We start from the raw sequence: 22,003 nt of genomic DNA, 5'->3' as shown, positions 1-22,003 counted from the left end.
GCCATGAAAAACCTTACGTTAGCGCAACGCCTCACGCTGATCTTCGCGCTGCTGATCGTCGTCGGCTGCGCCTTTTCCGGCTGGATGCAGGTGCGCAGCAGTACCCAGTACAGCCAGGCGGTGATCCAGCGCCTGTCCGGCAACCTGGCGCAGCATATTGCCGACAGCAACCCGCTGCTGGGGGTGAACGGGCCGGATCCGCAGGCGGTGCATACCCTGTTCGATCAGCTGATGGCGGTGAATCCCAGCGTTGAGGTTTACCTGCTCGACAAACAGGGCGAGATTATCGGCAACGCCGCGCCGGCCGGGCATCTGAAACGGCAGCGGGTCGCGTTGCCGCCGCTGCAGGCGCTGCTCGGTGGCGCGTCGATGCCGGTGTATGGCGACGATCCGCGCAGCGTGGACGGGCGCAAGGTGTTCAGCGTCGCGCCGCTTAAGGTCGATGGCCGGGTCGAAGGCTATCTGTACGTGGTGCTGCTCGGCGAAGAGTACACGGCGCTGGCCAGCAACGCCCAGTTCAACTCGGCGGTCAGGATGGCGCTGTGGACCTCCGGGCTGATGGTGCTGTTCAGCCTGCTGGCCGGCGGTTTCGCGTTTTATTGGGTGACGCGCCCTATCCGTCGCCTGACCCGGCAGGTCAGCACGCTGGACAGCGGCGGCATCGAGGCGGTGCAGGCCTACGCGGCGCTGCCGGCGGTGCAAGCCGGGCACGACGAAGTCAGCCAGCTGCAGCAGGCCTTCCACCGCATGGCGCAGCGCCTTGCCGAACAGTGGCAAACGCTGGCGCAGCAGGATCGGCTGCGGCGTGAGTTCATCGCCAACGTCTCGCACGATCTGCGTACCCCGCTCACCTCGCTGCACGGCTATCTGGAGACGCTGTCGGTCAAGGCCGCCACCTTGAGCGAGGCCGATCGGCGGCGCTATCTGGAGATCGCGCTGGCGCAGAGCCGCAAAGTAGGCAAGCTGGCACAGGAGCTGTTCGAGCTGGCGCGGCTGGAGTACGGCGTGGTGAAACCGCAGAAAGAGCCTTTTTCCCTCAGCGAGCTGTTGCAGGACGTGTTCCAAAAGTTCGAGCTGGCGGCGGAGGCGCGCAACCAGCGGCTGCACGCCGACATTCCCCCCGGCATTCCGCCGGTGTTCGCCGATCTCAGCATGATTGAGCGGGTGCTGACCAACCTGTTGGACAACGCCATTCGCCATACGCCGCCCGGCGGCGACATCGGCGTGCGGCTGTGGCGGCAGGGCGATCGGGTGATGGTGCAGGTCAGCGACAGCGGCCCCGGCATTCCGCAGACGCTGCGCGCCGATCTGTTCGTGCGCCCGTCTGTCCTGAGCGACGCCCGGCGCCCTTCCGGCGGACTGGGCCTGATGATCGTGCGACGCATTCTGCAGCTGCACGACAGCGATATTCAGCTGATCGAACAAGCGCAAAGCGGCGCCTGCTTCCGCTTTGCCATTCCGCCGCGTTAATCGAGGCAGCTGCGATCGACGCTGATAAATTTGTCGTTATAGATAATGAATTTCTGCCCCTTCAGCCGAATACCGGCATGGGTCAGCGTATCGCCGGGGCGCAGATATTCGGTGACGCCCTCTTCATCCGTGCTGTTGCAGCCCCGCTTGAGCAGGAACTTGAAGTAGGTGTTGCCGGTGTTGGTGAGCGTACCGAGCTGGGTATCGAGCCGATAGGCAAAGTTTACCTGACGCGGGCGCACCACCAGAATGGTGTCCATCACCACGATCGGCTCCAGGTTGACGCCGGCGCCCCGACGCGGCCCCGGCTCGAACAATCGGGTCGGCACTTCGCGGAATGATACCCGGTAATAACGCTCGCGATTATCCTGCGGCCCACGGTAGAAAAACTTATAGTACTCCGCCTGCCCGGCCTGCAGCGTCAGCTGGCGTGGCGCGAACAGCAGCTCGCCGTCCGCCGGCCGGCTGCGCACCTCGCGCTCTCCCGGCCGATCGATGGCGCGAATGCTCACCTGATACAGGCGCGCGCCGCGGTTGTTATTCAACACCCGCTTGGCGGTGAATGAGCGATCCTGATCCATGGCAAACGTCAGGGTACCGACATTGATCGCGGCGGCGGTAAAGGGGAAGGACAAACACAGCAACCCTATCAGCACAAGTTTCACGCCCTGCCCTCAATTGATGTTGCGCCAGGTGGCTTCGACATGAATTTCACCGGCGGCGCTGACGTCGCCATACCAACCGTTGCCGTCGACGGTTCTCAGCGAGATCGGATTGTTCATCGGAATGCTAAAGGTCACGTGGGTCTTGTTCAGCACCCCCACTTCACCGGAGATATCATTCCACGGCGTGCTGCTCCAGAGCGCATTGGTCATGTCGTGCCACTGGCCATCGCAGCCGGCGGCGAAGCTCTGCTGACCGTTGGTGCTGGTGGTGATGCCGAGGGTGGCGGGGAACGGCACCTGGGTAGTGTTATCCGCAGAAGAAAAGAGGCAATAGTTCACCCCATTGATCGCCTGAGTCGGCCCGGTCGCCATCACCCTCACCTGATCGGCGGCGGTTTTGCCGCTGGTGGTCACGAAGTAGCCGAACTCCAGCGCCGGCTCCGCCGGGCCGACATAGCCTTCACGGTGTGGGCTGTTGTCGTAATCATCGGAAATAATGCTGATGCTGAAATCGCGCGGCTTGATAATCAGCTGGTTTGAAGTGGAAAACTCATACCATCCCGACTCCGGCGAGGTGGTGTTCTGAAAACGGAAATTGATCAGATCGCGGGTGCCGCTGTCGGAAATCCCCAGCGCGACCATCTGTTTGAAGAAGTTACTGGAGAAGAACACATAGACGGCGTTGCTGCTCTTCAGCTCGTTAAACGTATAGTAGCTGCCGGTGCCCGACGTGTTTTTCCAGGTGTTGCCGTTCAGACTGAACTGCAGATCGGCGGCGTTCACCGCTGAGGACAGCGCCGCATGGTTAATCGCCGGGAAAATATGAATCGAGGTATTGCTCACGCTGCCGTCGGTCTGCAAATCGTAGCTGACCATCTTGCACATGATGCCTGAGCGAGCGCCGATGGTCTGGTTCTTGCAATCGGCATTGCCCTCGCCGATGATCGGCACCCCATCGCTGTTGACGAACACCTCCGATACGGCGTTGGTATTGATAAAGCGCAGGTGGGCCGCCTTGCTGTGCGTGACGGTGCGCTTGTACCAGCTGCCGCTGGCCTGATCCCGACAGCGGCCGCCGGCCGCGGCGTCGTAAGCCACCGACGTTTGGCAGCCGTTGATCTGCATGCTGAAAGCTTCGCCCGCCGCCATCTGCTTCAGATATTGATAGAAGCTCGGCGACATCATGCCGTGCATCCATTTTGCGCCGCCGGGCGTGACCACGGCGCCGTAAAATCCCTTTTCGTCGGTGGTCTGCGGCAGAATCAAGCTGGTATCCATATTGCAACCGGCATACCAGTTGATGCAGCGCAAGCCGAGGAACGGGTTCTTTATCGGCGCATTTTCCAGCCACATGTCATAGCGCCAGTTGGCATTCAGCCCCGTGTTGTAACCATTATCTACGTACCCCAGGCTTTGCTGATAGACAGTGCCGGAACCGCCGTATTTCAGCCCGGTCCACTTATTGGCGCCGGTCATGCGCGGATCCAGCCCGCCGGCCGGCGTGACGAAAAAGTTGTCGTCGGCGTTGTTCTCCACGAAGACAAATTTCATGACCGCCGCATCCGGCCAGTTGGTCTGGCTGACCGCCGCCTGCAGCGCGGGGGCGACCAGCGCCAACAACAACAGCGCAACGTTAGCTCTCATGGTCAGACTCCCCGGATGACATATTGCCCGCATAGGTTTTCAGCCCGGTGCAAATCACGTCGCCGACCCACACGGCGCCTTGCGCCTTGCTGAGATCCAAATCCACTTCGCATGTCTGATTGCCGCCGTGGGTAAAATCGATAACCGGGAATTTCTTGTCGACGTCCATGATAAATTCGCCTTTCTCATCGGTGCGGGTGCGGCCGATATGGTTCTTGATATAGGCGTTGGCCAGCAGCGTGCCGTCCTCCGCTTTGATGCGGCCAAACACCGTCACCATCTGTTTTATCTCCGGCGAGATCACCGCCACGTTGCCCGGATACAGGGTAAGCTTGCTCTTGCGCTTGGTGACGATGTCGAAGCTCTCAGCCGAGTTTTTGTTGTTCATCAGCTCAACGTCGTACTGACCGTAAGGCGACAAAGGCAGGTAATTCTTATTGCCGCTCAGCTTCACCATCCGGCCGTCAACCCGTGCGGTCAGCAGGCCGTCGTTTTCAATGCCGGTATTGAAGATAATCCCAGCGTTGCCTTCGTTGCGGCCGCTGATGGCAATATCACGCCCTTGCCAACCCATGCTGCCGCTCGCGGTCAAGCTGCTGTTAACGTAGCCGTCGGCGGAGCTGCTGACGTTGAGCGTGCCGGCCGAATACTTGGTGTCGAAGCGCGCATAGCCACCACCGTTGAAGCGGTTGTCGCCGCGGGTATCACCGGAAATAGCTCGCGACAGGTTGGCGCCCAGGGTGCGGATCGGCCCGTCCTTGATGTCCTTGCGCGCCGCCAGGTTGGCGGTGGTGTAACCGTTTTGATTGGAAACGCCGGCGCTGAGCCAGTTGCCCATCGGCAATGAAAAATCGAGCGCGATGTACTTGCCGGTATTGGCGTTGCTGCTGCCGTTGTTGTAGCGTTGCACGCCCGCCCGGACGCCCAGCGTGCCGAAGCGGCCGGTAAAGATGTTCTGGTAATAGTCGGCGTTGTAATAGTGACTGTCGTTCTTCTTATCGTCGTTGTAGCTGGCGCTCAGGGTGCCCAGCGGAGACCACAGCGCCCCCAGATTAAGGCTGCCGCCAACGGCGCGGTTATAGGCGTCATTTTGCAACAGACGATCGCCAATCTGCGTTTTCTCCTGATTGATCCATACGCTGCTGAAGCCGCCGGGCAACGCGGCGCTGACGCTGTTGACCAGGCTCCAGGAGCGATCGGAGGCCGCCATGTTTTGCAGGTTGATCTGAATCGACTCGGTCACCGGCAGGCTGACGCGGCTCTCGCCGACGGCGTTGCCGTCAAACGAATACCCCGACAGCGCCCAATTAAGCGTTTGCAGATTGCCGGTAGCCGAAGCGCCAAGCAAATAAGAGTCCTTTGCCGGGCGGTGGCGTTCCCGTTCGCCGCGCCAGTCGTCCATGCGCAGCATCCCGCCCCAGAATTGCCAGGCCAGCGGCGCATTCGCACCGCGATTAGGGCTGAACAATTTATTCACTCGCTGCATGCGTTTATCGACCACTTTGCCGTTGACCACGACCTCCACCTCTACGTCATAGATACCGTAAGGCAAACTGCCGGTGTCCACTTCATGGTTGCCCATCGTGAAGTTTTGTACGCTGAGCAGCCGCCCGTCGCGCGACAGATGCACCTCGCCGGCCGAGGGGAAAAAAACCACGATCGGCGTCAGCGATTGGGAATTATCGAATACCGTCGAGTTGGCGCGGTTGCCGTAGGACAGGCCATAAATCTTGCTCGAGTTGATGGTCGTGACCGGCCCCAGCGACTGCAGATTCCAGCTGTCCAGCATGCCGGCGGCGAAACGGCGGCCGGCGAAATCACGCTCGTACATCGCTTTGTACAGCGTGGCGTTTTCATCGCCGCTGCCGATACCGTAGATGGAACCGTTCAACTCCACGTGGTGTTCACGCAACGCCGTGACGCTGTTGAGCGATAAATAACTGGAGGTATTGCCTTCGCTGGCGCGGGCCCGGTTATCGTAGACCCCGAGGTTATAATCCAGCGTGCTGCTTACGGCATCCACGCTGGACGCGCCGATGTCGCTGGAGCGGGCGCGCAGCACCGTCCCCAACGCGGATTCCTTCACCACCAGCTGCAGGTTGAGCTGCCGGAAATCCAGCGCCAGCCAGGCGTCGTCCGCGATCCGAATATGCTGCTGCCGATCGAATGGCGCATCCTGCAAAGCCTGCAGCTGGCCGGCAATCGCCGCCGTCAGCCGGGCGCCGTCGTCGTTATCCTCCAGCGTCACCCGACGAATCTTTAGCCTGTCTTGATCCAGGTAGAGAAAGGCATGGCCGATGCGGCTGTCGTCTTTGACGCCATCGCTCTTTTCATAATGCAACAACAGCGGAATACTCATCCCCTCGCGCAACGCCAGGCTGAAAGTGTGCGGGATCAGCACGCCGTTAATCTGCGTCAAACCGGCCGCCATCGCCATCCGGCCAGGCAACAGCGTCGGGAGCGCCAGCGCACCGGCAGCCAAAAGCGTTCTCAACAGCACAGCGTTCACATGCCACTCCTTGCGTGATTGTTTTGCATCCATCGTGGATAACGCGCGCATTACTTCACCGGGATAAACTGTTCGCCGTGCCACAGCGCGACGCGTCCTTTTTTATCGTTGACGTCAACCTTGCTGAAGGCGCGATCCTTCCCCGGCATCACGAAATAGTTTTCCTTGCAGTCGCTGCCGTCTTGCTTGTTCCTGCAATTGCCGTAGGCCACCACTTTGAACGTGGCGTTGCCGGTGTTTTTGATCCGTCCGTTGGCGAACTGATAGGCGAAGCGATCCTGCCGAGGCGCCACCACCAAAATGGTGCCGATGCGCGCCGACGTGGTGGCCACGGCATTACGCCGAGCCGAATTTTGCCCCGCCTCGCTCAACGCCTGATCGAACCAAACGATGCGGTAGTAACGCTCCTGGGCATCATTCGGCCCCTTGTAGTAAAAGCGGATCACATCGCTGGCGTTGGCCGGCAAGATCAGGCTGGCGGGCGACAGCAGCATTTCATCCCGACTGCTCATCGGGATCACCGTACCGGAGGCCAGGGGACTGGAAATGCGTTCGATCTTGATGGTCACCAGCCGGCCGCTGTCGGTGGTGTTTTTGATTTCCTTGCTCAGGCGCGCGCTGTCGCCAGGCATGAAGGCGCTGATCTCACCCACATCGAGCGCCAAAGCCGGCCGCAGCAGCATTAACATCAGGGTGACGGCGAGAGAAAAGCGTGTCATTGCGGTATTCCACTGGCGTTGATGAGCGATAAATAGCAGGAGGTCTCCCCCCTGCCAGATGCAGATCGTTCGGGGGATTAGGAAGTCCAGGTCGCGTTGAATTCGACGCTGACGTCGCCGCTCCAGATACCTTCCGGCAGCGTGCTGAAATCCGTGACGGCGGTAGTGCCGTTTGACGTCGCGCCGATGATGCTGAAGGTGAACTGATCCTGCGCGCTGGTGCGGCCGGCCTGGTTGTAGGCGTTGGACAGGGCGCTCAGATTGCCGCCCAAAATGCCGGCGGTGGTGTCGATCATGGTGGTTTCAGCCGTTTTCCCGACCACCGCACCGTTATAGTTCACCCCGACTTCCAGCGTAGAACCGGAAGTATCCAGCTGAGTCAGCGTATTGGAGACCAGTTTTGAGGTCAGTTTGAAAGCGGTGGCCGTGGTATCGCCTTCCACGGTGACGTCAAACAGGCCTTTCTGGCTGTTGAAACCCTTAATGCCTTCTGCATAGTTGAAGGCCAGGCTGCCAATCGGCGTCACAACCAGTTTGCTGGTGGTGTCTTTCTTGGCGGTCGCAGACCAGGTTGCCAGCGCCTGAGCGGTAACGTCGGCGGCTTGAGCAGTGCTGACCGCTGCAAAGGCGGAAACGATCGCCAGAGCCAGTGTCATTTTCTTCATGGTGTAACTCCCTTCAATGTTGAATATGTTTTCTTTCTTTCGTCCATTCTCAGCCAGCCGTTTGCATCACTGCGTTTAGCCAGTCTGCTTGACGCCACAAGAATATCCCTGGTCGATCAAAAAAGAATCATTAACTATTAAAGTTCAAATATTTAGATTTAAATCCCGCAATTAATATTTTAACCCCCATCAATCACATTAAAAAGCGGGTTAAGCCTTTGATGAAAGCACAATCACATTGTGGTTTAACCCCTGCAAGCCGGGTATTGTTTAACCACAAATACGCTCTGTTCGCCCTTCCCATGGCCGTGCAAAATTTCAGCGCCGGCGTTGTTCGGTGAGGGAAAAGATTGATTGGATTTACGCAGGGGGCAGCAGCCAATCCAGATCGGCCGCTGTAGAGAAAAAGGGGGCTTCTCGCCCTGTGTCAGGAAGGGTATCGGGTTCTCAGGGAAAGAATAAGCCGCATAAAGCCGGCCTGATTGAGGCCCAGTTTTCGCATAATATTCAGTTTATGGGAGCTTATGGTTTTGTAACTTCGCCGGGTCACATTGGCGATGCTGCCTGGAGATGCACCGGCAACCATCATGGCCAAAACTCGCCATTCACTGTCAGATAATGCGGCTGCCGAATGCACCAGCCGGGCGCGAATATGCGGGGAACGATAGCTGGAGAACTCACCCGCAGCCGCAATGGCGTCATTCAGGCAATGCAATGGCTCCTCCTTTGCCACTATCGCTATGCGCGCATCCGCCGCCAACAACGCTAATATACCGGGGTGTTCTACCGCGGTGAAAATCACCAAGGGAATTTCCGGCCAAACATTTTTTGCCGTCAGAACGAATCGTAATACATCATACAAATATTCTCTCTGATGATATAACTCCATAATAAGCGCGCGAGGCTTTCCCTCTTTCAATACCCCCTCCAGCTCCCTCAAGGTGTCGATAAAATAGCTGTCACTTGATTGGGTAACGAGAAATGCTTCCATTCCTCTTCTCACTAAATAGCTGGGTTCAAAAAATAGCAGCGCATCACCGAAATCGGCTTTAACCATACATAATCACCATAATGAGGTAGAAAGCGGTAGAGAAAGGGAAATACCTCTCGTAAGCGCCACACGGCAACCCGCCAAATGAAAGTCGAACGTTCTATTTCAACACTGTAATATTTTTGTCATATCCACCGCCCTTCAATCGCGTTGGGCAGCGGCGATCAATGGTCAATTAATAAACTCAGCATTGTCGCTTTCCAATCCTGAACAGATCTCCATTTTATGTTCGCGCAAGATCTTGCAGCGCAGCAGGAATAAGCGGGAAATGCCGGAAATGTAAGCCCTGACCTGATTGCTGCGCACCACCAGCAAAAACTCATCGCCGCTGCATTCTCCCGTTTGGTGCGCGGCGTAAGCCAGAATGTCCCGATTCAGGCTGGCGTTGACCGTCGCCGAGGCATCAGGCAACGACATGAAAACCTTACAGTTGCCCGACTTTCCCAGGTAGCTCTCCTGCCGGGCCCCCGAGCCGCTGAAATAGGCCGTGACAGCAATAGCCATGAGGATCCCCCCCAGAACCATCGCACTGAACATCAGCCACCCACGGCGGGAATAACCAAGATGAGAAGAGGCCCCGCCGATGACGGTGTCGGACGCCGGATTGACCGCCGCTGCGGGCGCAGATCCCGGCACAGCCGCGGCAGGCTCCGCGTCGTGAATATCTTCCGCGTCCTCATAAGACTCGATGGTAATCTCATCACGCAACATAAAACCCACTTTAGGAACCGTAACAATGACCTCATCCTCGACGCCAAGGTTTTTAATCACACGACGCAATTTGCTGACACACTGATTAAGATTATTATTGCTGGACACCATGCCGTAATCGTCCCAGACCTTCTTGAATATCAGCTCACGCCCTACGGCCTCGCCATGGTGGGCAATCAACAACAGCAACAACCGTTTGGAAGGACTGGATATGGATATGGGATCGTCAGAAAAATCTGTTGGGCTAAGGGTTCTGGTGTCTGCGTCAAAGAGAATATGGTCATTAAATCTATATTTCATTTTATTCACATGTTTTCACTATAGCGATCATTTATAGTTTGGCGTCAAATGTTAATGAAATATTAAATAAATATTTAATCAGGTAATTCGCGAAAATACCCAAGCACAGGCAAGAAAAACCACGCAATTAACGCCACGAAATACGCTTTGTCACCTCACCATCGTTTATATAGGATTTTTCTTGCAAACCATAACCAAAGGTTAACCAATCACCACATTCATTGATATATTGACGCGACAAAAACCACAAAGTTAGTTTTTTGTGTCGCAAATTATCAATTTTAAGGAAAATCATCTCAAAAAAAGACCGCAGAACTAAATTTTAATAAAAAAATAATAACACGTGAATGTTGAGCGTAATCACAAACCGCAGTCCATCCGCATTAGCCCGATGAATTAACGCGTTTGCCGCGTCGCAAATGTTAAATTTTAGGTTCAGCCAAGGCGCTGGGAAACAATAATGAAAGGAAAAACTTACGAATGACGCCTGTCGCGTTTTCCGCAACAGGCGAAAATATTCGCGGTAGCTCATTGAACTGATGAAGGGAATATCAGGCTAAAGGTCAAGCAAGCAGAACCCCGGCCATCGGAACACTGCGCGCGAACTTCACCGCCGTGCAGCGTCATGATGGCGCGCACGATAGACAGCCCCAGCCCACTGGCATGATTGCCGGCGCTGCGCGCGGGATCGGCGCGATAGAAGCGATCGAACAGCTTTTCCAGCTGTGCCGGCGCGATCGGCGGCCCCTGATTGATAACCTGTACCCACCAGGCATCGGCGCGCCGTTCAGCCCGCAGGACGATCCGGCTGTTCTCGTCGGCATAACGTACCGCGTTAGCCACCAGGTTGCTCAACGCGCGCTGGAACAGCATCGCGTCCGCCTTCAGCGTTCCCTCACCTGCGCAGCTCAGCGCGATGCCGCGTTCTTCCGCCAGCCCCTCGAAGTAATCCGCCACCCGCCGCAGCTCCAGCGCCACATCCAGCCGACTGTAGTTCAGCGCAGACTGCGCCTCGCCGGCGCGCGCCAGAAACAGGATATTTTCCACCATGCGGGAAATGCGCTCCAGCTCATCCATATTGTTCGACAGCAGGGTTTCGTACTCCTCCACGCTGCGGGGCTGGTAAAGCGCCACCTGGCACTGGCCCATCAACGCCCCTACCGGGGTGCGGATCTCATGGGCCAGATCGGCGGAAAACTGCGTCAGCCGCTGATAGCCTTCATTCAACCGATCGAGCATCGCATTGAACGAACGGGTCAGTTGCTGCAACTCCTTCGGCGCCCCCTGCTCGCTGAGGCGTGTCGACAGCGTATTGGGTGCAATCTGCGCCGCCTGCGCCGCCATGCGCCATAACGGCTTCAATCCTCGGCGCATGACCCCATACCCCAGGAGCGCAATCAGCAGGAAAGCCACCGCCACCGCCGCGACGATGCGCCACAGGTAGCGCGCCAGCATCTTCTGTTCGTTGACCATCACGTGCGCGGCGGAGATCTGCAACAGGCTGCCGTCTTCCAGGCGCACCATCGCGGAAGCCGCGCGCAGCGGCACCCCCTGCGCCGTTTCCCCGCTGCGCACGGCGGCCAACGTCTGCGCCTGACCGGCCGGCGTCGGCACGATCGGCGGCAATGCCACCCCGGCCGGGTTCACGTTGATGAGCGGTTTTTGTCCCGGGATTTGGAAAATCAGCACGTCCTGTTCATTGCCCAGCATGTTTTCAAACAGGCCGTTATTGGCGGTCAGGCGAGCCAAAGGAAAGCGCTGCCCCAGCAGATGGCGGAAATACTCTACGCGCCCGGTCACCTGCAGATCGCTGCGCAGCGTCATTTCCTGGCGCATGGCGCTATACAGATACCCGCCCGTCCCGCTCACCACCAACGCGGCCACCAGCGCGAACAGCGTGGCGGTGCGCAGCGTCAGCGATACCGGCCGACGTGACGTGCGCCCGCTCACGAGCGTGGCTCGCAAACATAGCCGATACCGCGCACGCTGTGGATCAGCTTGACGTCGAACGGCCGGTCTATTTTGGCGCGCAGGCGTTTGATGGCCACGTCAACCACATTGGTGTCGCTGTCAAAATTCATGTCCCACACCTGAGAGGCTATTTGCGTGCGCGACAGCACTTCGCCCTCGCGCCGCACCAGCAGATGCAGCAGCATGAACTCCTTGTTGGTCAACGGGATCACCTGATCCTGGCGCACCGCCCGGCGGCGCAACACGTCCAGCTGCAGATCGGCGATGGCGTAATGATCGGCTTCGCGCGCCGGCCCGCGGCGCAGCAAGGTGCGTAAACGCAGCACCAGTTCGGTAAACGAAAACGGTTTAATCAGATAATCGTCCGCGCCCAGCTCCAGGCCGTGGATGCGATCCTGCACGCCGTCGCGGGCGGTGAGAAACAGAATTGGCACGTCGCTTTTCTTGCGCAGCACCTCGATAATCTGCCAGCCATCCAGCCCCGGCAGCATCACATCGAGCACGATCGCATCGTAATCCTGCTCCAACGCGCGAAACAGCCCGTCGGTGCCGTTGCGCGCCAAATCGACGCCGTACCCCGCTTCCCCCAGCCCTTTCTTCAGGTAATCCCCTGTGCCGATATCGTCTTCAACTACCAGTATTCGCATGCTCGCCACCTCGTTACGTCTGCAAAAATACTAGCAGCTTCGGCGGACAAACTTGATGACATTAATGTCATCAAACGGCCATGGCGCTGACCCAATGGCTCAACCATGCTTAACTGGCAAACTCATTTCAGGAGAACGTTATGATTACTCGTCATCGTATAGCCGGTTTACTGTTATCCACCTTGCTGCTGTCCAGCGGCCTGGCCGCCGCCGCCCAAACGCCGGGCAAAGTCATCGCGCCGCTGCGCGGCACCATCAGCCAGGTGGCCGACGGCAATCTGCAGCTGACCGATCGCAAAGGCGAGACACTCAGCGTCAAGCTGAACGATCAGACCAAAGTGCTCAGCGTGTCCAAAGCCACGCTGGACGACATCAAACCGGACAGCTTTATCGGCACCGCCGCCGTGCCGCAGCCGGACGGCACGCTCAAAGCGCTGGAGGTGCACGTATTCGCCGCCAGCCTGCGCGGCACCGGCGAAGGGCACTCGGCCTGGGAATCCGCCGACGGCAAAGTGGACACCATGACCAACGGCACCGTCGGCAAACTGGTGAAATCCAACGGTCGCACCCTGACCGTCACCTACGGCAACCAGCAGAAAACCGTCATCGTGCCGGAAGACGTGCCGATCGTGACGCTGGATCCGGGCGATTTGAGCCTGCTGAAGCCGGGCGTACACATCGTGCTGTTCTCCGCCGTCAACGATAAGGGCGAGCGCATCGCCACCCGCATCTCCGCCGGCAAAGACGGCACCGTGCCGCCGATGTAACCGGAGAAAGCCATGAAAACCAACGCGTCGCGGCCGGTGCATCGCTGGCCGGTTCGAATCACTCATTGGATCAACCTGTTCGCCATGGTGTGCATGTTTATGAGCGGTTGGGAGATCTATAACGCCTCGCCGCTGTTCGATTTCCGCTTTCCGCCGCAGATGACGCTGGGCGGTTGGCTGGGCGGCGCGATTGGTTGGCATTTGGCGGTGATGTGGCTATTGGCGCTCAACGCCGTCTGCTATCTGCTGTGGAGCCTGTTCAGCGGCCATTTTCGCCGCGATCTGTTGCCGCTGCGCGTTGGCGCGCTGCGGCAGGATATCTGGCTGGCGTTGACGCTGCGCCTGCGCCACCGGCATGGCCACTACAACGCCATTCAAAAGCTGATGTACCTCGGCGTACTGGCGCTTGGCCTATTGCTGGTGCTGTCCGGGCTGGCTATTTGGAAGCCGGTTCAGCTGCAGGGATTGGTCGCCCTGTTTGGCGGCTTCGATTTCGCGCGCTACGTGCATTTCTTCGCCATGGCCGGTATCGGCCTGTTCGTGGCGATCCACGTCTTTATGGTGATCGTCGTGCCCAAAACGCTGTGGGCGATGATAACGGGTGGCAAACATGAATGAGAAAAAGTCGCGGGCAACCGCGCCAAAACTGGAACCGGACCAAAAAAAGCAGTTGGTCAATCTGCAGCGCCGCCTGATGCTGCGTTCCGGCCTGACGCTGGGCGGCATCGCCATGCTCACCGGTTGCAATCTGCAAGACGGCGATCGGGTAGATAAGGTGCTGTGGGCCATGTCACGCTGGAACGACCGGGTGCAGGCCTGGTTGTTCAGCGGCCAGCGGCTGGCGCAAACTTACCGGCCCGATCAGATTACCCACCCTTTCCCTTTCAACGCGTTTTACCCGGAATACAACGTCCCCGAGATCGATCTCACCGGCTACCGGCTTGAGGTCGCCGGGAAAGTGGAGAAAAAAGCGCCCTGGACGCTGGAACAGCTGCAGCGGCTGCCGCAGCAAAGCCAGATCACGCGTCTGATCTGCATTGAGGGCTGGAGCGCCATCGGCCAATGGGGCGGCGTGCCACTGCGCACCTTTCTGCAGCATGTCGGGGCGGATCTGAATGCCGGTTACGTCGGCTTCAAATGCGCCGATCGCTACTACTCCAGCCTCGACATGGCCACCGCGCTGCACCCGCAGACCATCCTGGCGCTGGATTTCGGCGGCAAGGCGCTGCCGGCGGACTATGGCTACCCGCTGCGGCTACGGGTGCCAACCAAGTTGGGGTTCAAAAACGCCAAACATATCGCCGCGATCTTCGTCAGCGACGTCAATCCGGGGGGGTATTGGGAAGATCAGGGCTACAACTGGTTCAGCGGCATTTAGTTTTGCGCGACGCTGCGCATAAGCCTCATCGGCGGCTGGCGGATCTTCTCCGCCGCGGTTAATAATCTGTTCGTCACAACGGGGGTAACTATAGGAAAAATAATAGTAAAAAGGATTTTATCATGGAGATTGATGTGAGGGAGTCACACACAGGGATAGCAGACACATACAGGTATCAGATTACAGTAAGAAAAGGTGATGATAAAACGGCCATCTATCATTTGGATTTCAAGAAAATTGGGCAAAATATGCACCATTGGTTTGCCCCTGTGTATGTGGACACTGCTCTGCTCAATAATGCTTTCTCTCTGGAGTTTTATGATGTTAAGGCACTGAGCGACGCATGCAGGCATCAGCGTTCTGCTTTCGATACCTATACCGCAATGCATTATACCCTTCTCCAACGCGAACGCTTATTCGTAGTTGGCATCGGGGAAACCCTTCTCAAGTTTGCTTATCAGTATCATGCCAGGATCATCTTCAGTGCACCGTTAAGGCCAGCATTAGCTAAAATTTATGATTTTCTGTTGAAAAAACACGCCAAAAAAGGGCATTATTCATACAAAATAGAGTTTATAAAGGACGGCCTCTATGTCATCGAAATTCCGCGTAGCCCCCATAACACCCCATACTTACCAGCAGCACGTTAAGGAACAGCGCCTGAAAGAGATGCAAGCCTTCCACGAAGAGTGGTGGGAACAAAGGCGCCGCGAATGGCGTGAACGCGGCGGCGTTGAAGCAAGTGAAGCGCCCGCACGTGGCATCGATACCGAACTTTCATCCTGATTCCGGTTCGTTCTTACTCTTTTTCCCTGCCGTCAACAACGCAAGCCCCGCTTGCTCGATGGCCTCCCGCGCGGCGGCGGGCAGCCCCTCGTCGGTAATAACGGCGTCAAAGGCGGCGATCGGCAGCGCCAGGTAGGTCGCGATCTTGCCGTATTTCGAAGTGTCGCTGAGCAGAATGCAGCGGCGGCTGGCCTCGACGATGGCCTTCTTTACCATCACTTTGTCTTCGTTCGGCGTCGACAGACCGCGCATGCTCCACGAAGAGGCGGAGATAAACGCCAGATCGATAAACAGACCACGCAGCGCCTGCGCCGCCGCTTCGCCGACGCAGGAGCGGTTTTCCCGGCACACGGTGCCGCCAGTGTGGATGATTCTGCACAGGCTGTGTTCGATCAGGAATCCGGCGATAACGAAGTCGTTAGTCACCACCGTCAAATCGTCACGTTCACCGATCTGTTTCGCCAGCGCCAGCGTGGTGGTACCGGCATCCAGGTAGATACAGCTATTAGCGGGAATTTGCCGCGCCGCCAGTCGGCCGATGGCGATTTTCTGCTGGCTGAACATCCCTTCTTTGGCCTGGTGCGAAGGTTCGCTCGCCACCCGTTCGGGCGCCTGTACGCCGCCCGAAACCGACTGCACCGCGCCCTGTTCCTCCAGCTTTTGCACGTCACGGCGGATAGTCATGTGCGACACCCCCAGCCTTTCGGTCAGCTCGGCGATGCTGACGACGCCGCGTTCGGATACCAGCGCAAGAATTTGTTGATGGCGTTCTACAGGTATCACGGTTCCCTCTCGTTACTGCGGTGATAATAATTGTGATTTTACGTCAATTTTCGTTCGCCGATAGCCCTAATTTTTCGCAGCGTGACGGTGCGCGCAGTTACGCCAGGCAAGCATAAAATTATTTAAAAACATAACAGTAATATTGGTACAGGCCAGAAACCGCACGAAAAACTCGTTCTATACATTGTTAATTATTGTGATAACGATCGCGGATAAACGGCCGCCAAGCGCTTACATTTAACACAACAAAACAAATTATCACTAAAATTAACAGGAGTGCATTATGACACACCCGGGGAATTATGCCGTCTGCATTATTGGGCTGGGCGCGATGGGCATGGGCGCGGCGCGCTCGTGCCTACGCGCCGGATTGACCACCTATGGGGCGGACCTTAATCCGCAGGCGCTGGCGGTGCTGCAACAAGCCGGGGCGAAGCAAACGGCGCCCAACGCGCGCGACTTTGCGGCCGAGCTGGACGCCGTACTGCTGCTGGTGGTAAACGCCGCGCAGGTGAATCAGATCCTGTTCGGCGAACAAGGCCTGGCGCCACAGCTCAAGCCAGGCACGGCGGTGATGGTTTCTTCGACCATTTCCGCCGATGACGCCAAACAGATCGAGCAGCGGCTGCAAGCCTTCGGCCTGGCGATGCTGGACGCGCCGGTTTCCGGCGGAGCGGCCAAGGCGGAAGAAGGCCAGATGACGGTGATGGCCGCCGGCGCCGACGCCACCTTTGAGCGCCTGCAACCCGTGCTGGACGCCATCGCCGGCAAGGTTTACCGCATCGGTGAGGCGATCGGCCTGGGCGCGACGGTAAAAATCATCCACCAGCTGTTGGCTGGCGTGCACATCGCCGCCGGAGCGGAGGCCATGGCGCTGGCCGCCCGTGCCGGCATCCCGCTGGACGTCATGTATGACGTCGTCACCCATGCCGCCGGCAACTCCTGGATGTTCGAAAATCGCATGCGCCACGTGGTCGACGGCGACTATGCGCCCAAGTCGGCGGTGGATATCTTCGTCAAGGATCTGGGTCTGGTGACCGATACCGCCAAGGCGCTGCGTTTCCCGCTGCCGCTGGCCTCCGCCGCCTTCACCATGTTTACCGCCGCCAGCAACGCCGGTTACGGTAAAGAAGACGACAGTGCGGTGATCAAAATCTTTGCCGGCATCGATCTGCCGCAGAAAAAGGAGACGCTCTGATGCTGCTCGGCGTAATCGCAGATGATTTTACCGGAGCAACCGACATTGCCAGTTTTCTAGTGCAAAACGGCCTGTCGACGGTACAGTTGAACGGCGTGCCGCAAGACGAGGCACCGGTCAGCGCACAGGCCGTGGTCATCAGCCTGAAATCGCGCTCCTGCCCGGCAGAGCAGGCGATCGAACAGTCGTTGCAGGCGCTGGCCTGGTTGCAAAAACAGGGCTGCCGCCAGTTCTATTTCAAGTACTGCTCCACCTTCGACAGCACCGCACAGGGCAATATTGGCCCGGTGACCGATGCCCTACTCGCCGCGCTGGGGGAACGTTTCACGGTGATATCTCCGGCGTTGCCGGTAAACGGCCGCACGGTCTATCAGGGCCACCTGTTTGTCGGGGAACAGCTGCTGTCGGAGTCCGGCATGCGTCATCACCCGGTCACGCCGATGACAGACAGCAACCTGCTACGCCTGATGGCATCTCAGGCCGCCGGGCACTGCGGCCTGGTGACGGCGGCGGAAATGGATCGCGGCGCCGAGGCGGTCAGCGAGAAACTGCAGCAATTGGCGCAGGAAGGCGTGCGCTACGCGGTGTTGGACACGCTCAACGAACGGCATTTGCTCACCCAGGGCGAAGCGTTGAAAACGATGAAGCTGGTGACCGGCGGTTCGGGCCTGGCGATCGGTCTGGCGCGGCAATGGGCGCAGAGCGGTGAACGTTCGGCAGAGGCGGCCGGTGCGCCGCAGGGGCAAAAGGCGGCGGTGCTGTCGGGATCCTGTTCGGTCATGACTAACCGGCAGGTTAAGCACTATCGCGAACGCGCTTCGGCGCAGGCCATCGATATCGACCGTTGCCTCGAACCACAGGCGCGCGCCGCCTACGCCGCCGAGTTGGCGCACTGGGCGCAGCGTCACGCCGGGGAAGCGCTTGCCCCGCTGATCTACGCCACCGCAACGCCGGAGGCGCTACAGCAAACGCAACAGCAGCACGGCGCCGCAGCCAGCGAAGCGGTGGAAGCACTGTTCGCCGAACTGGTTGTGCAACTGCACCGATTGGGATTCAGCCGCTTTATCGTCGCCGGCGGCGAAACCTCCGGCATAGTGACGCAGGCGCTGGGCATTCGCGGCTTCTATATCGGCCCCAGCATTTCCCCCGGCGTTCCGTGGGTGCGCGCCAGCGATCGCGCGATTTCCCTGGCGCTGAAATCGGGCAATTTTGGCGATGAAGCCTTCTTCGCACGCGCGCAAACGGAGTTTCCAGTATGAGCATGACGACCGAACAGCAAGCGCGCGAAGAAATGGTGCGCCTGGGCGCCTCATTTTTCCAACGCGGCTACGCCACCGGCTCTGCCGGCAACCTCTCGCAGCTGCTGCCGGACGGCGCACTGCTGGCGACCCCCACCGGCTCCTGTCTCGGCGAGCTGCAGGCCGATCGCCTGTCTAAAGTGAGCCTGAACGGCGACTGGCTCTCCGGCGACAAGCCGTCGAAAGAGATCAGCTTTCACCGGGCGCTGTATCTGAACAACCCGGAATGCAAAGCGGTGGTGCACCTGCATTGCACCTACCTTACGGCGCTCTCTTGCCTGCAGGGGCTGGACGTCGATAACGCCATCAAACCGTTTACCCCCTATGTGGTGATGCGTGTCGGTAAGGTGCCGGTGGTGCCCTACTACCGCCCCGGCGACGAAAGGCTGGCACAGGATCTGGCCCGCCTGGCGCCAACTCACCGCGCCTTTCTACTGGCCAACCACGGGCCGGTGGTGACGGGTAAAGACCTGCGAGCGGCGGCGGACAATACCGAAGAGATGGAAGATGCGGCGCGACTGATCTTCACCCTCGGCGACCGCCCGATCCGCTATTTGACCGATGATGAAATTGCCGAATTACGGAGCTAAACCATGCCTAAATTTGCCGCCAATTTGTCGATGATGTTCACCGAGGTGCCATTCCTCGACCGCTTCGCCGCCGCTGCCGCACAAGGCTTCAGCGCGGTGGAATTCCTCTTCCCTTACGAGCACCCTGCCGAGTTGTTGGCCGAGAAGCTACGCGAGCACGGCTTGCAACAGGTACTGTTCAACACTGCGCCCGGCGATGCCGCCGCCGGCGAGTGGGGGCTGGCGGCGCTACCGGGCCGCGAGCAGGATGCGCGTGCCGATATCGACCGTGCGCTGGCCTACGCCATCGCGCTCTCGTGCCCCTGTGTGCACCTGATGGCCGGCGTGGTGCCTGCGGGCGCGGACCGACAGCGTTATCTCGAGACTTTTATCGCCAATGCGCGCTATGCCGCCGACGCTTTCGCACCACACGGCGTCAAGGTGCTGATCGAAGCGCTCAGCCCGCCGGTCAAGCCCGACTACCTGTTCGCCAGTCAACATCAGGTGGCGGAAGCAGTGGCGGCGATCGAGAGGCCAAACGTGTTCATTCAGTTCGATTTCTTCCACGCGCAGCTAGTGGACGGCAATATCAGCGGGCTGCTGGACACGCTGGCCGGGCGCTACGCGCATATCCAGATAGCCTCGGTACCGGATCGCCATGAGCCGGACGAGGGCGAGCTGAATTACCCGTGGCTGTTCGACAGGCTGGATGCACTCGGCTACCAGGGATGGATCGGCTGCGAGTACCGCCCGCGCGGCGACACCGCCGCCGGGCTCGGTTGGCTGAAGCCTTACCGCTAACGTCGCACGCCGACACCAGGAAACCGACTTTATAACAATGAAACGCACCCGTATCGCCACGCGGCGATCGCGGTGCCCAACGCTTACCCAACGAAAGGCTTTTTTCATGTCTACCTCTCTGCTGTTGCTGATTGCCGTACTCGGCGTAGTGCTGCTGTTATTGATGGTGATTAAGGCGAAGGTACAGCCCTTCGTCGCGCTGTTGGTGGTCAGTCTGCTGGTGGCGCTGGCCAGCGGCATTCCGACCGGCGAAGTGATGAAAGTAATGACCGCCGGAATGGGCGGCGTGCTCGGCTCGGTGACCATCATCATCGGCCTGGGGGCAATGCTCGGGCGCATGATCGAACAGTCGGGCGGCGCCGAGTCGCTGGCACAGCGCTTCAGCCAAGGCCTGGGGCCGAAACACACCGTCGCCGCGCTGACCCTCGCCGCATTTATTCTCGGCGTTCCGGTGTTCTTCGACGTCGGTTTTATCATTCTGGCGCCCATTATCTATGGCTTCGCCAAGGTCGCCAAAGTGTCACCGCTGAAGTTCGGCCTGCCGATGGCCGGCGTGATGTTGACGGTACACGTCGCGCTGCCGCCGCACCCCGGGCCGGTGGCCGCCGCCGGCTTGCTCAACGCCGACATCGGCTGGCTGACCATTATCGGACTCGCAATCTGTATTCCGGTCGGCGTAATCGGCTATTTCGCCGCCAACCACCTCAATCGTAAAACCTATCCGCTATCGATAGAGGTACTGGAACAGCTGCAGCTGGCAGCGCCGGAGCCGCGTCCGGAAGATCAAGCGCCGCTCAGCGATCGTATTAACCCGCCCGGTGCTGGGTTGGTATCGGCGCTGATTGTCATTCCCATCGCCATCATCATGCTCGGCACCGTCTCCGCCACGCTGCTGCCGGCCGGATCGGCGCTGCGCGATACGCTGTCGCTGCTGGGCTCTCCCGCGGTAGCGCTAATGATAGCCCTGCTGCTGGCCTTCTATTTCCTGGCGCTGCGCCGCGGCTGGAGCCTGCAACACGCCAGCGACGTGATGGGTGCCGCGTTGCCGACCGCCGCCGTGGTGATCCTGGTGACCGGCGCAGGCGGCGTATTCGGCAAGGTGCTGGTGGAATCCGGCGTCGGCAAAGCGCTGGCGGAGGTGCTGACGGCCATCGGCCTGCCGCTGGTGCCCGCCGCCTTTATCATTTCGCTGGCGCTACGTGCCTCGCAGGGTTCCGCCACCGTGGCGATCCTGACCACTGGCGGCCTGTTGTCTGAAGCGGTAAGCGGCCTGAATCAGCTGCAGCTGGTGCTGGTGACGCTGGCGACCTGCTTCGGCGGGCTGGGGCTTTCCCACGTCAACGACTCCGGTTTTTGGATAGTCACCCGCTATCTGGGGCTGTCGGTGGCCGATGGCCTGAAGACCTGGACGGTGCTGACCACCCTGCTCGGCCTGAGCGGTTTTCTATTCACCTGGCTGTTGTGGCTGGCGGTGTGATTTCTCTGGCATACTGAACACCGTTGTTTTTCATCGCCTTTCACACTGTGCAGGAGCAGCAACATGACCGTAATCAACACCGCGCCAACGCTTATCACCGAACGCCTGCGGCTGGACGCGCACATGCTGGACGATTTCGACTCGCTGGCCGCATTGTGGGCCGATCCGCAGGTGGTGCGCTATATCGGCGGCACGCCGCGCGACCGGGAGGACTCCTGGGCGCGCCTGATGCGCTACGTCGGCCACTGGGCGTTGTTGGGATACGGGTATTGGGCGGTGCGTGACAAGCAGAGCGGCGAGTATCTCGGCAGCATCGGTTTCTCCAATTTCCTGCGCGACATTACCCCGGCGCTCGATGCGCCGGAGATGGGCTGGACGTTGGTGAGCTCGGCGCACGGCAAAGGCTATGCCACCGAGGCGCTGCGGGCGGCGCTGGCCTGGGGTAAAACGCACCTGCCGGGGAAGAAAACCGTCTGCATCATCTCGCCGGAAAACCAGGCCTCGCTGGCGCTGGCGAAAAAAGTCGGCTTCTGCGAAAGCCACCGCAGCGAGTACCACCAGAGCCCGATCGTCGTGATGCATTGCCCGCTCTAA

At 59.1% G+C, this 22,003-nt stretch carries 21 protein-coding genes; 11 read left to right on the top strand and 10 right to left on the bottom strand.

Going from position 1 to position 22,003, the window contains the following annotated elements; translation table 11 throughout:
• The first annotated feature begins 3 nt into the window (after positions 1-3).
• Entirely contained in the window at positions 4-1,470 is a 1,467-nt protein-coding gene (locus ACJ8HT_RS13230; protein ID WP_197652145.1) for a sensor histidine kinase, read from the top strand.
• Here the strand turns inward: ACJ8HT_RS13230 and ACJ8HT_RS13225 are convergent.
• The 9 genes from ACJ8HT_RS13225 to ACJ8HT_RS13185 form a co-directional block, all read right to left on the bottom strand.
• Complete coding sequence (locus ACJ8HT_RS13225) at positions 1,467-2,135, bottom strand: fimbria/pilus periplasmic chaperone (protein WP_197652146.1); 669 nt, start codon at positions 2,133-2,135, stop codon at positions 1,467-1,469. The genes ACJ8HT_RS13230 and ACJ8HT_RS13225 overlap by 4 nt on opposite strands.
• Positions 2,136-2,144: 9 nt before the next feature.
• The gene (gene ecpD, locus ACJ8HT_RS13220) at positions 2,145-3,779 is read right to left on the bottom strand and encodes a fimbrial adhesin EcpD (protein ID WP_102984058.1); all 1,635 of its coding nucleotides are present in this window, start codon (positions 3,777-3,779) and stop codon (positions 2,145-2,147) included.
• Entirely contained in the window at positions 3,769-6,321 is a 2,553-nt protein-coding gene (locus ACJ8HT_RS13215; protein WP_208523622.1) for a CS1-pili formation C-terminal domain-containing protein, read from the bottom strand. Before ACJ8HT_RS13215 ends, ecpD begins: the two co-directional genes overlap by 11 nt.
• Before the next feature lie 17 nt (positions 6,322-6,338).
• On the bottom strand, positions 6,339-7,007 hold the full coding sequence (locus ACJ8HT_RS13210; protein WP_038880871.1) for a hypothetical protein: 669 nt from the start codon (positions 7,005-7,007) through the stop codon (positions 6,339-6,341).
• Between the two features lie 77 nt (positions 7,008-7,084).
• Entirely contained in the window at positions 7,085-7,672 is a 588-nt protein-coding gene (ecpA, locus tag ACJ8HT_RS13205) for a common pilus major fimbrillin subunit EcpA (protein ID WP_004939148.1), read from the bottom strand.
• Between the two features lie 427 nt (positions 7,673-8,099).
• On the bottom strand, positions 8,100-8,729 hold the full coding sequence (locus tag ACJ8HT_RS13200) for a helix-turn-helix transcriptional regulator (RefSeq protein WP_197652147.1): 630 nt from the start codon (positions 8,727-8,729) through the stop codon (positions 8,100-8,102).
• A 165-nt stretch (positions 8,730-8,894) separates the two neighbouring features.
• Positions 8,895-9,734 carry a winged helix-turn-helix domain-containing protein gene (locus tag ACJ8HT_RS13195; protein ID WP_194572301.1) on the bottom strand — a complete coding sequence of 280 codons (840 nt, stop codon included), beginning with the start codon at positions 9,732-9,734 and terminating at the stop codon, positions 8,895-8,897.
• Between the two features lie 528 nt (positions 9,735-10,262).
• The gene (locus tag ACJ8HT_RS13190) at positions 10,263-11,684 is read right to left on the bottom strand and encodes a heavy metal sensor histidine kinase (RefSeq protein WP_070914009.1); all 1,422 of its coding nucleotides are present in this window, start codon (positions 11,682-11,684) and stop codon (positions 10,263-10,265) included.
• Positions 11,681-12,352: a heavy metal response regulator transcription factor gene (locus ACJ8HT_RS13185; protein ID WP_033650568.1), complete on the bottom strand. Its 672-nt coding sequence runs from the start codon at positions 12,350-12,352 to the stop codon at positions 11,681-11,683. The genes ACJ8HT_RS13190 and ACJ8HT_RS13185 overlap by 4 nt, the downstream gene beginning before the upstream one ends.
• A 140-nt stretch (positions 12,353-12,492) precedes the next feature.
• On the opposite strand from ACJ8HT_RS13185, the gene ACJ8HT_RS13180 reads away from it, so the two are divergent.
• From ACJ8HT_RS13180 to ACJ8HT_RS13165, 4 genes are all read left to right on the top strand, one after another.
• Complete coding sequence (locus ACJ8HT_RS13180; RefSeq protein WP_049272456.1) at positions 12,493-13,119, top strand: hypothetical protein; 627 nt, start codon at positions 12,493-12,495, stop codon at positions 13,117-13,119.
• 12 nt (positions 13,120-13,131) lie between these two features.
• Positions 13,132-13,737 (top strand): cytochrome b/b6 domain-containing protein, encoded by a 606-nt coding sequence (locus tag ACJ8HT_RS13175; RefSeq protein WP_063988827.1) that lies wholly within the window; start codon positions 13,132-13,134, stop codon positions 13,735-13,737.
• Positions 13,730-14,497 (top strand): molybdopterin-dependent oxidoreductase, encoded by a 768-nt coding sequence (locus tag ACJ8HT_RS13170; RefSeq protein ID WP_197652148.1) that lies wholly within the window; start codon positions 13,730-13,732, stop codon positions 14,495-14,497. The genes ACJ8HT_RS13175 and ACJ8HT_RS13170 overlap by 8 nt, the downstream gene beginning before the upstream one ends.
• Positions 14,498-14,619: 122 nt before the next feature.
• Positions 14,620-15,147 (top strand): hypothetical protein, encoded by a 528-nt coding sequence (locus ACJ8HT_RS13165; protein WP_197652149.1) that lies wholly within the window; start codon positions 14,620-14,622, stop codon positions 15,145-15,147.
• Between the two features lie 127 nt (positions 15,148-15,274).
• On the opposite strand, the gene ygbI is transcribed toward ACJ8HT_RS13165, so the two are convergent.
• Positions 15,275-16,066: a DNA-binding transcriptional repressor YgbI gene (gene ygbI / locus ACJ8HT_RS13160; protein WP_197652150.1), complete on the bottom strand. Its 792-nt coding sequence runs from the start codon at positions 16,064-16,066 to the stop codon at positions 15,275-15,277.
• Between the two features lie 283 nt (positions 16,067-16,349).
• On the opposite strand from ygbI, the gene ltnD reads away from it, so the two are divergent.
• The 6 genes from ltnD to ACJ8HT_RS13130 all read left to right on the top strand — a co-directional run bounded on the left by ltnD (position 16,350) and on the right by ACJ8HT_RS13130 (position 22,003).
• Positions 16,350-17,264 (top strand): L-threonate dehydrogenase, encoded by a 915-nt coding sequence (gene ltnD / locus ACJ8HT_RS13155; protein ID WP_049198912.1) that lies wholly within the window; start codon positions 16,350-16,352, stop codon positions 17,262-17,264.
• A complete protein-coding gene (otnK, locus tag ACJ8HT_RS13150; protein WP_274611582.1) occupies positions 17,264-18,523 on the top strand; it encodes a 3-oxo-tetronate kinase in 1,260 nt (419 codons plus the stop codon). Before ltnD ends, otnK begins: the two co-directional genes overlap by 1 nt.
• Positions 18,520-19,152, top strand: a complete 633-nt coding sequence (gene otnC, locus ACJ8HT_RS13145; RefSeq protein WP_197652151.1) for a 3-oxo-tetronate 4-phosphate decarboxylase — start codon at positions 18,520-18,522, stop codon at positions 19,150-19,152. Before otnK ends, otnC begins: the two co-directional genes overlap by 4 nt.
• 3 nt (positions 19,153-19,155) lie before the next feature.
• Positions 19,156-19,932 carry a 2-oxo-tetronate isomerase gene (gene otnI, locus ACJ8HT_RS13140; RefSeq protein ID WP_194571949.1) on the top strand — a complete coding sequence of 259 codons (777 nt, stop codon included), beginning with the start codon at positions 19,156-19,158 and terminating at the stop codon, positions 19,930-19,932.
• 106 nt (positions 19,933-20,038) lie between these two features.
• Complete coding sequence (locus ACJ8HT_RS13135; protein WP_194571948.1) at positions 20,039-21,409, top strand: GntP family transporter; 1,371 nt, start codon at positions 20,039-20,041, stop codon at positions 21,407-21,409.
• Between the two features lie 63 nt (positions 21,410-21,472).
• Positions 21,473-22,003, top strand: coding sequence for a GNAT family N-acetyltransferase (locus ACJ8HT_RS13130; RefSeq protein ID WP_194571947.1), 531 nt, complete (start codon positions 21,473-21,475; stop codon positions 22,001-22,003).

This window comes from Serratia sp. CY44782 (genome assembly GCF_052168715.1).
Taxonomy (GTDB): Bacteria; Pseudomonadota; Gammaproteobacteria; order Enterobacterales; family Enterobacteriaceae; genus Serratia; species Serratia nevei.
This window is presented reverse-complemented; position numbering and strand designations above follow the sequence as displayed.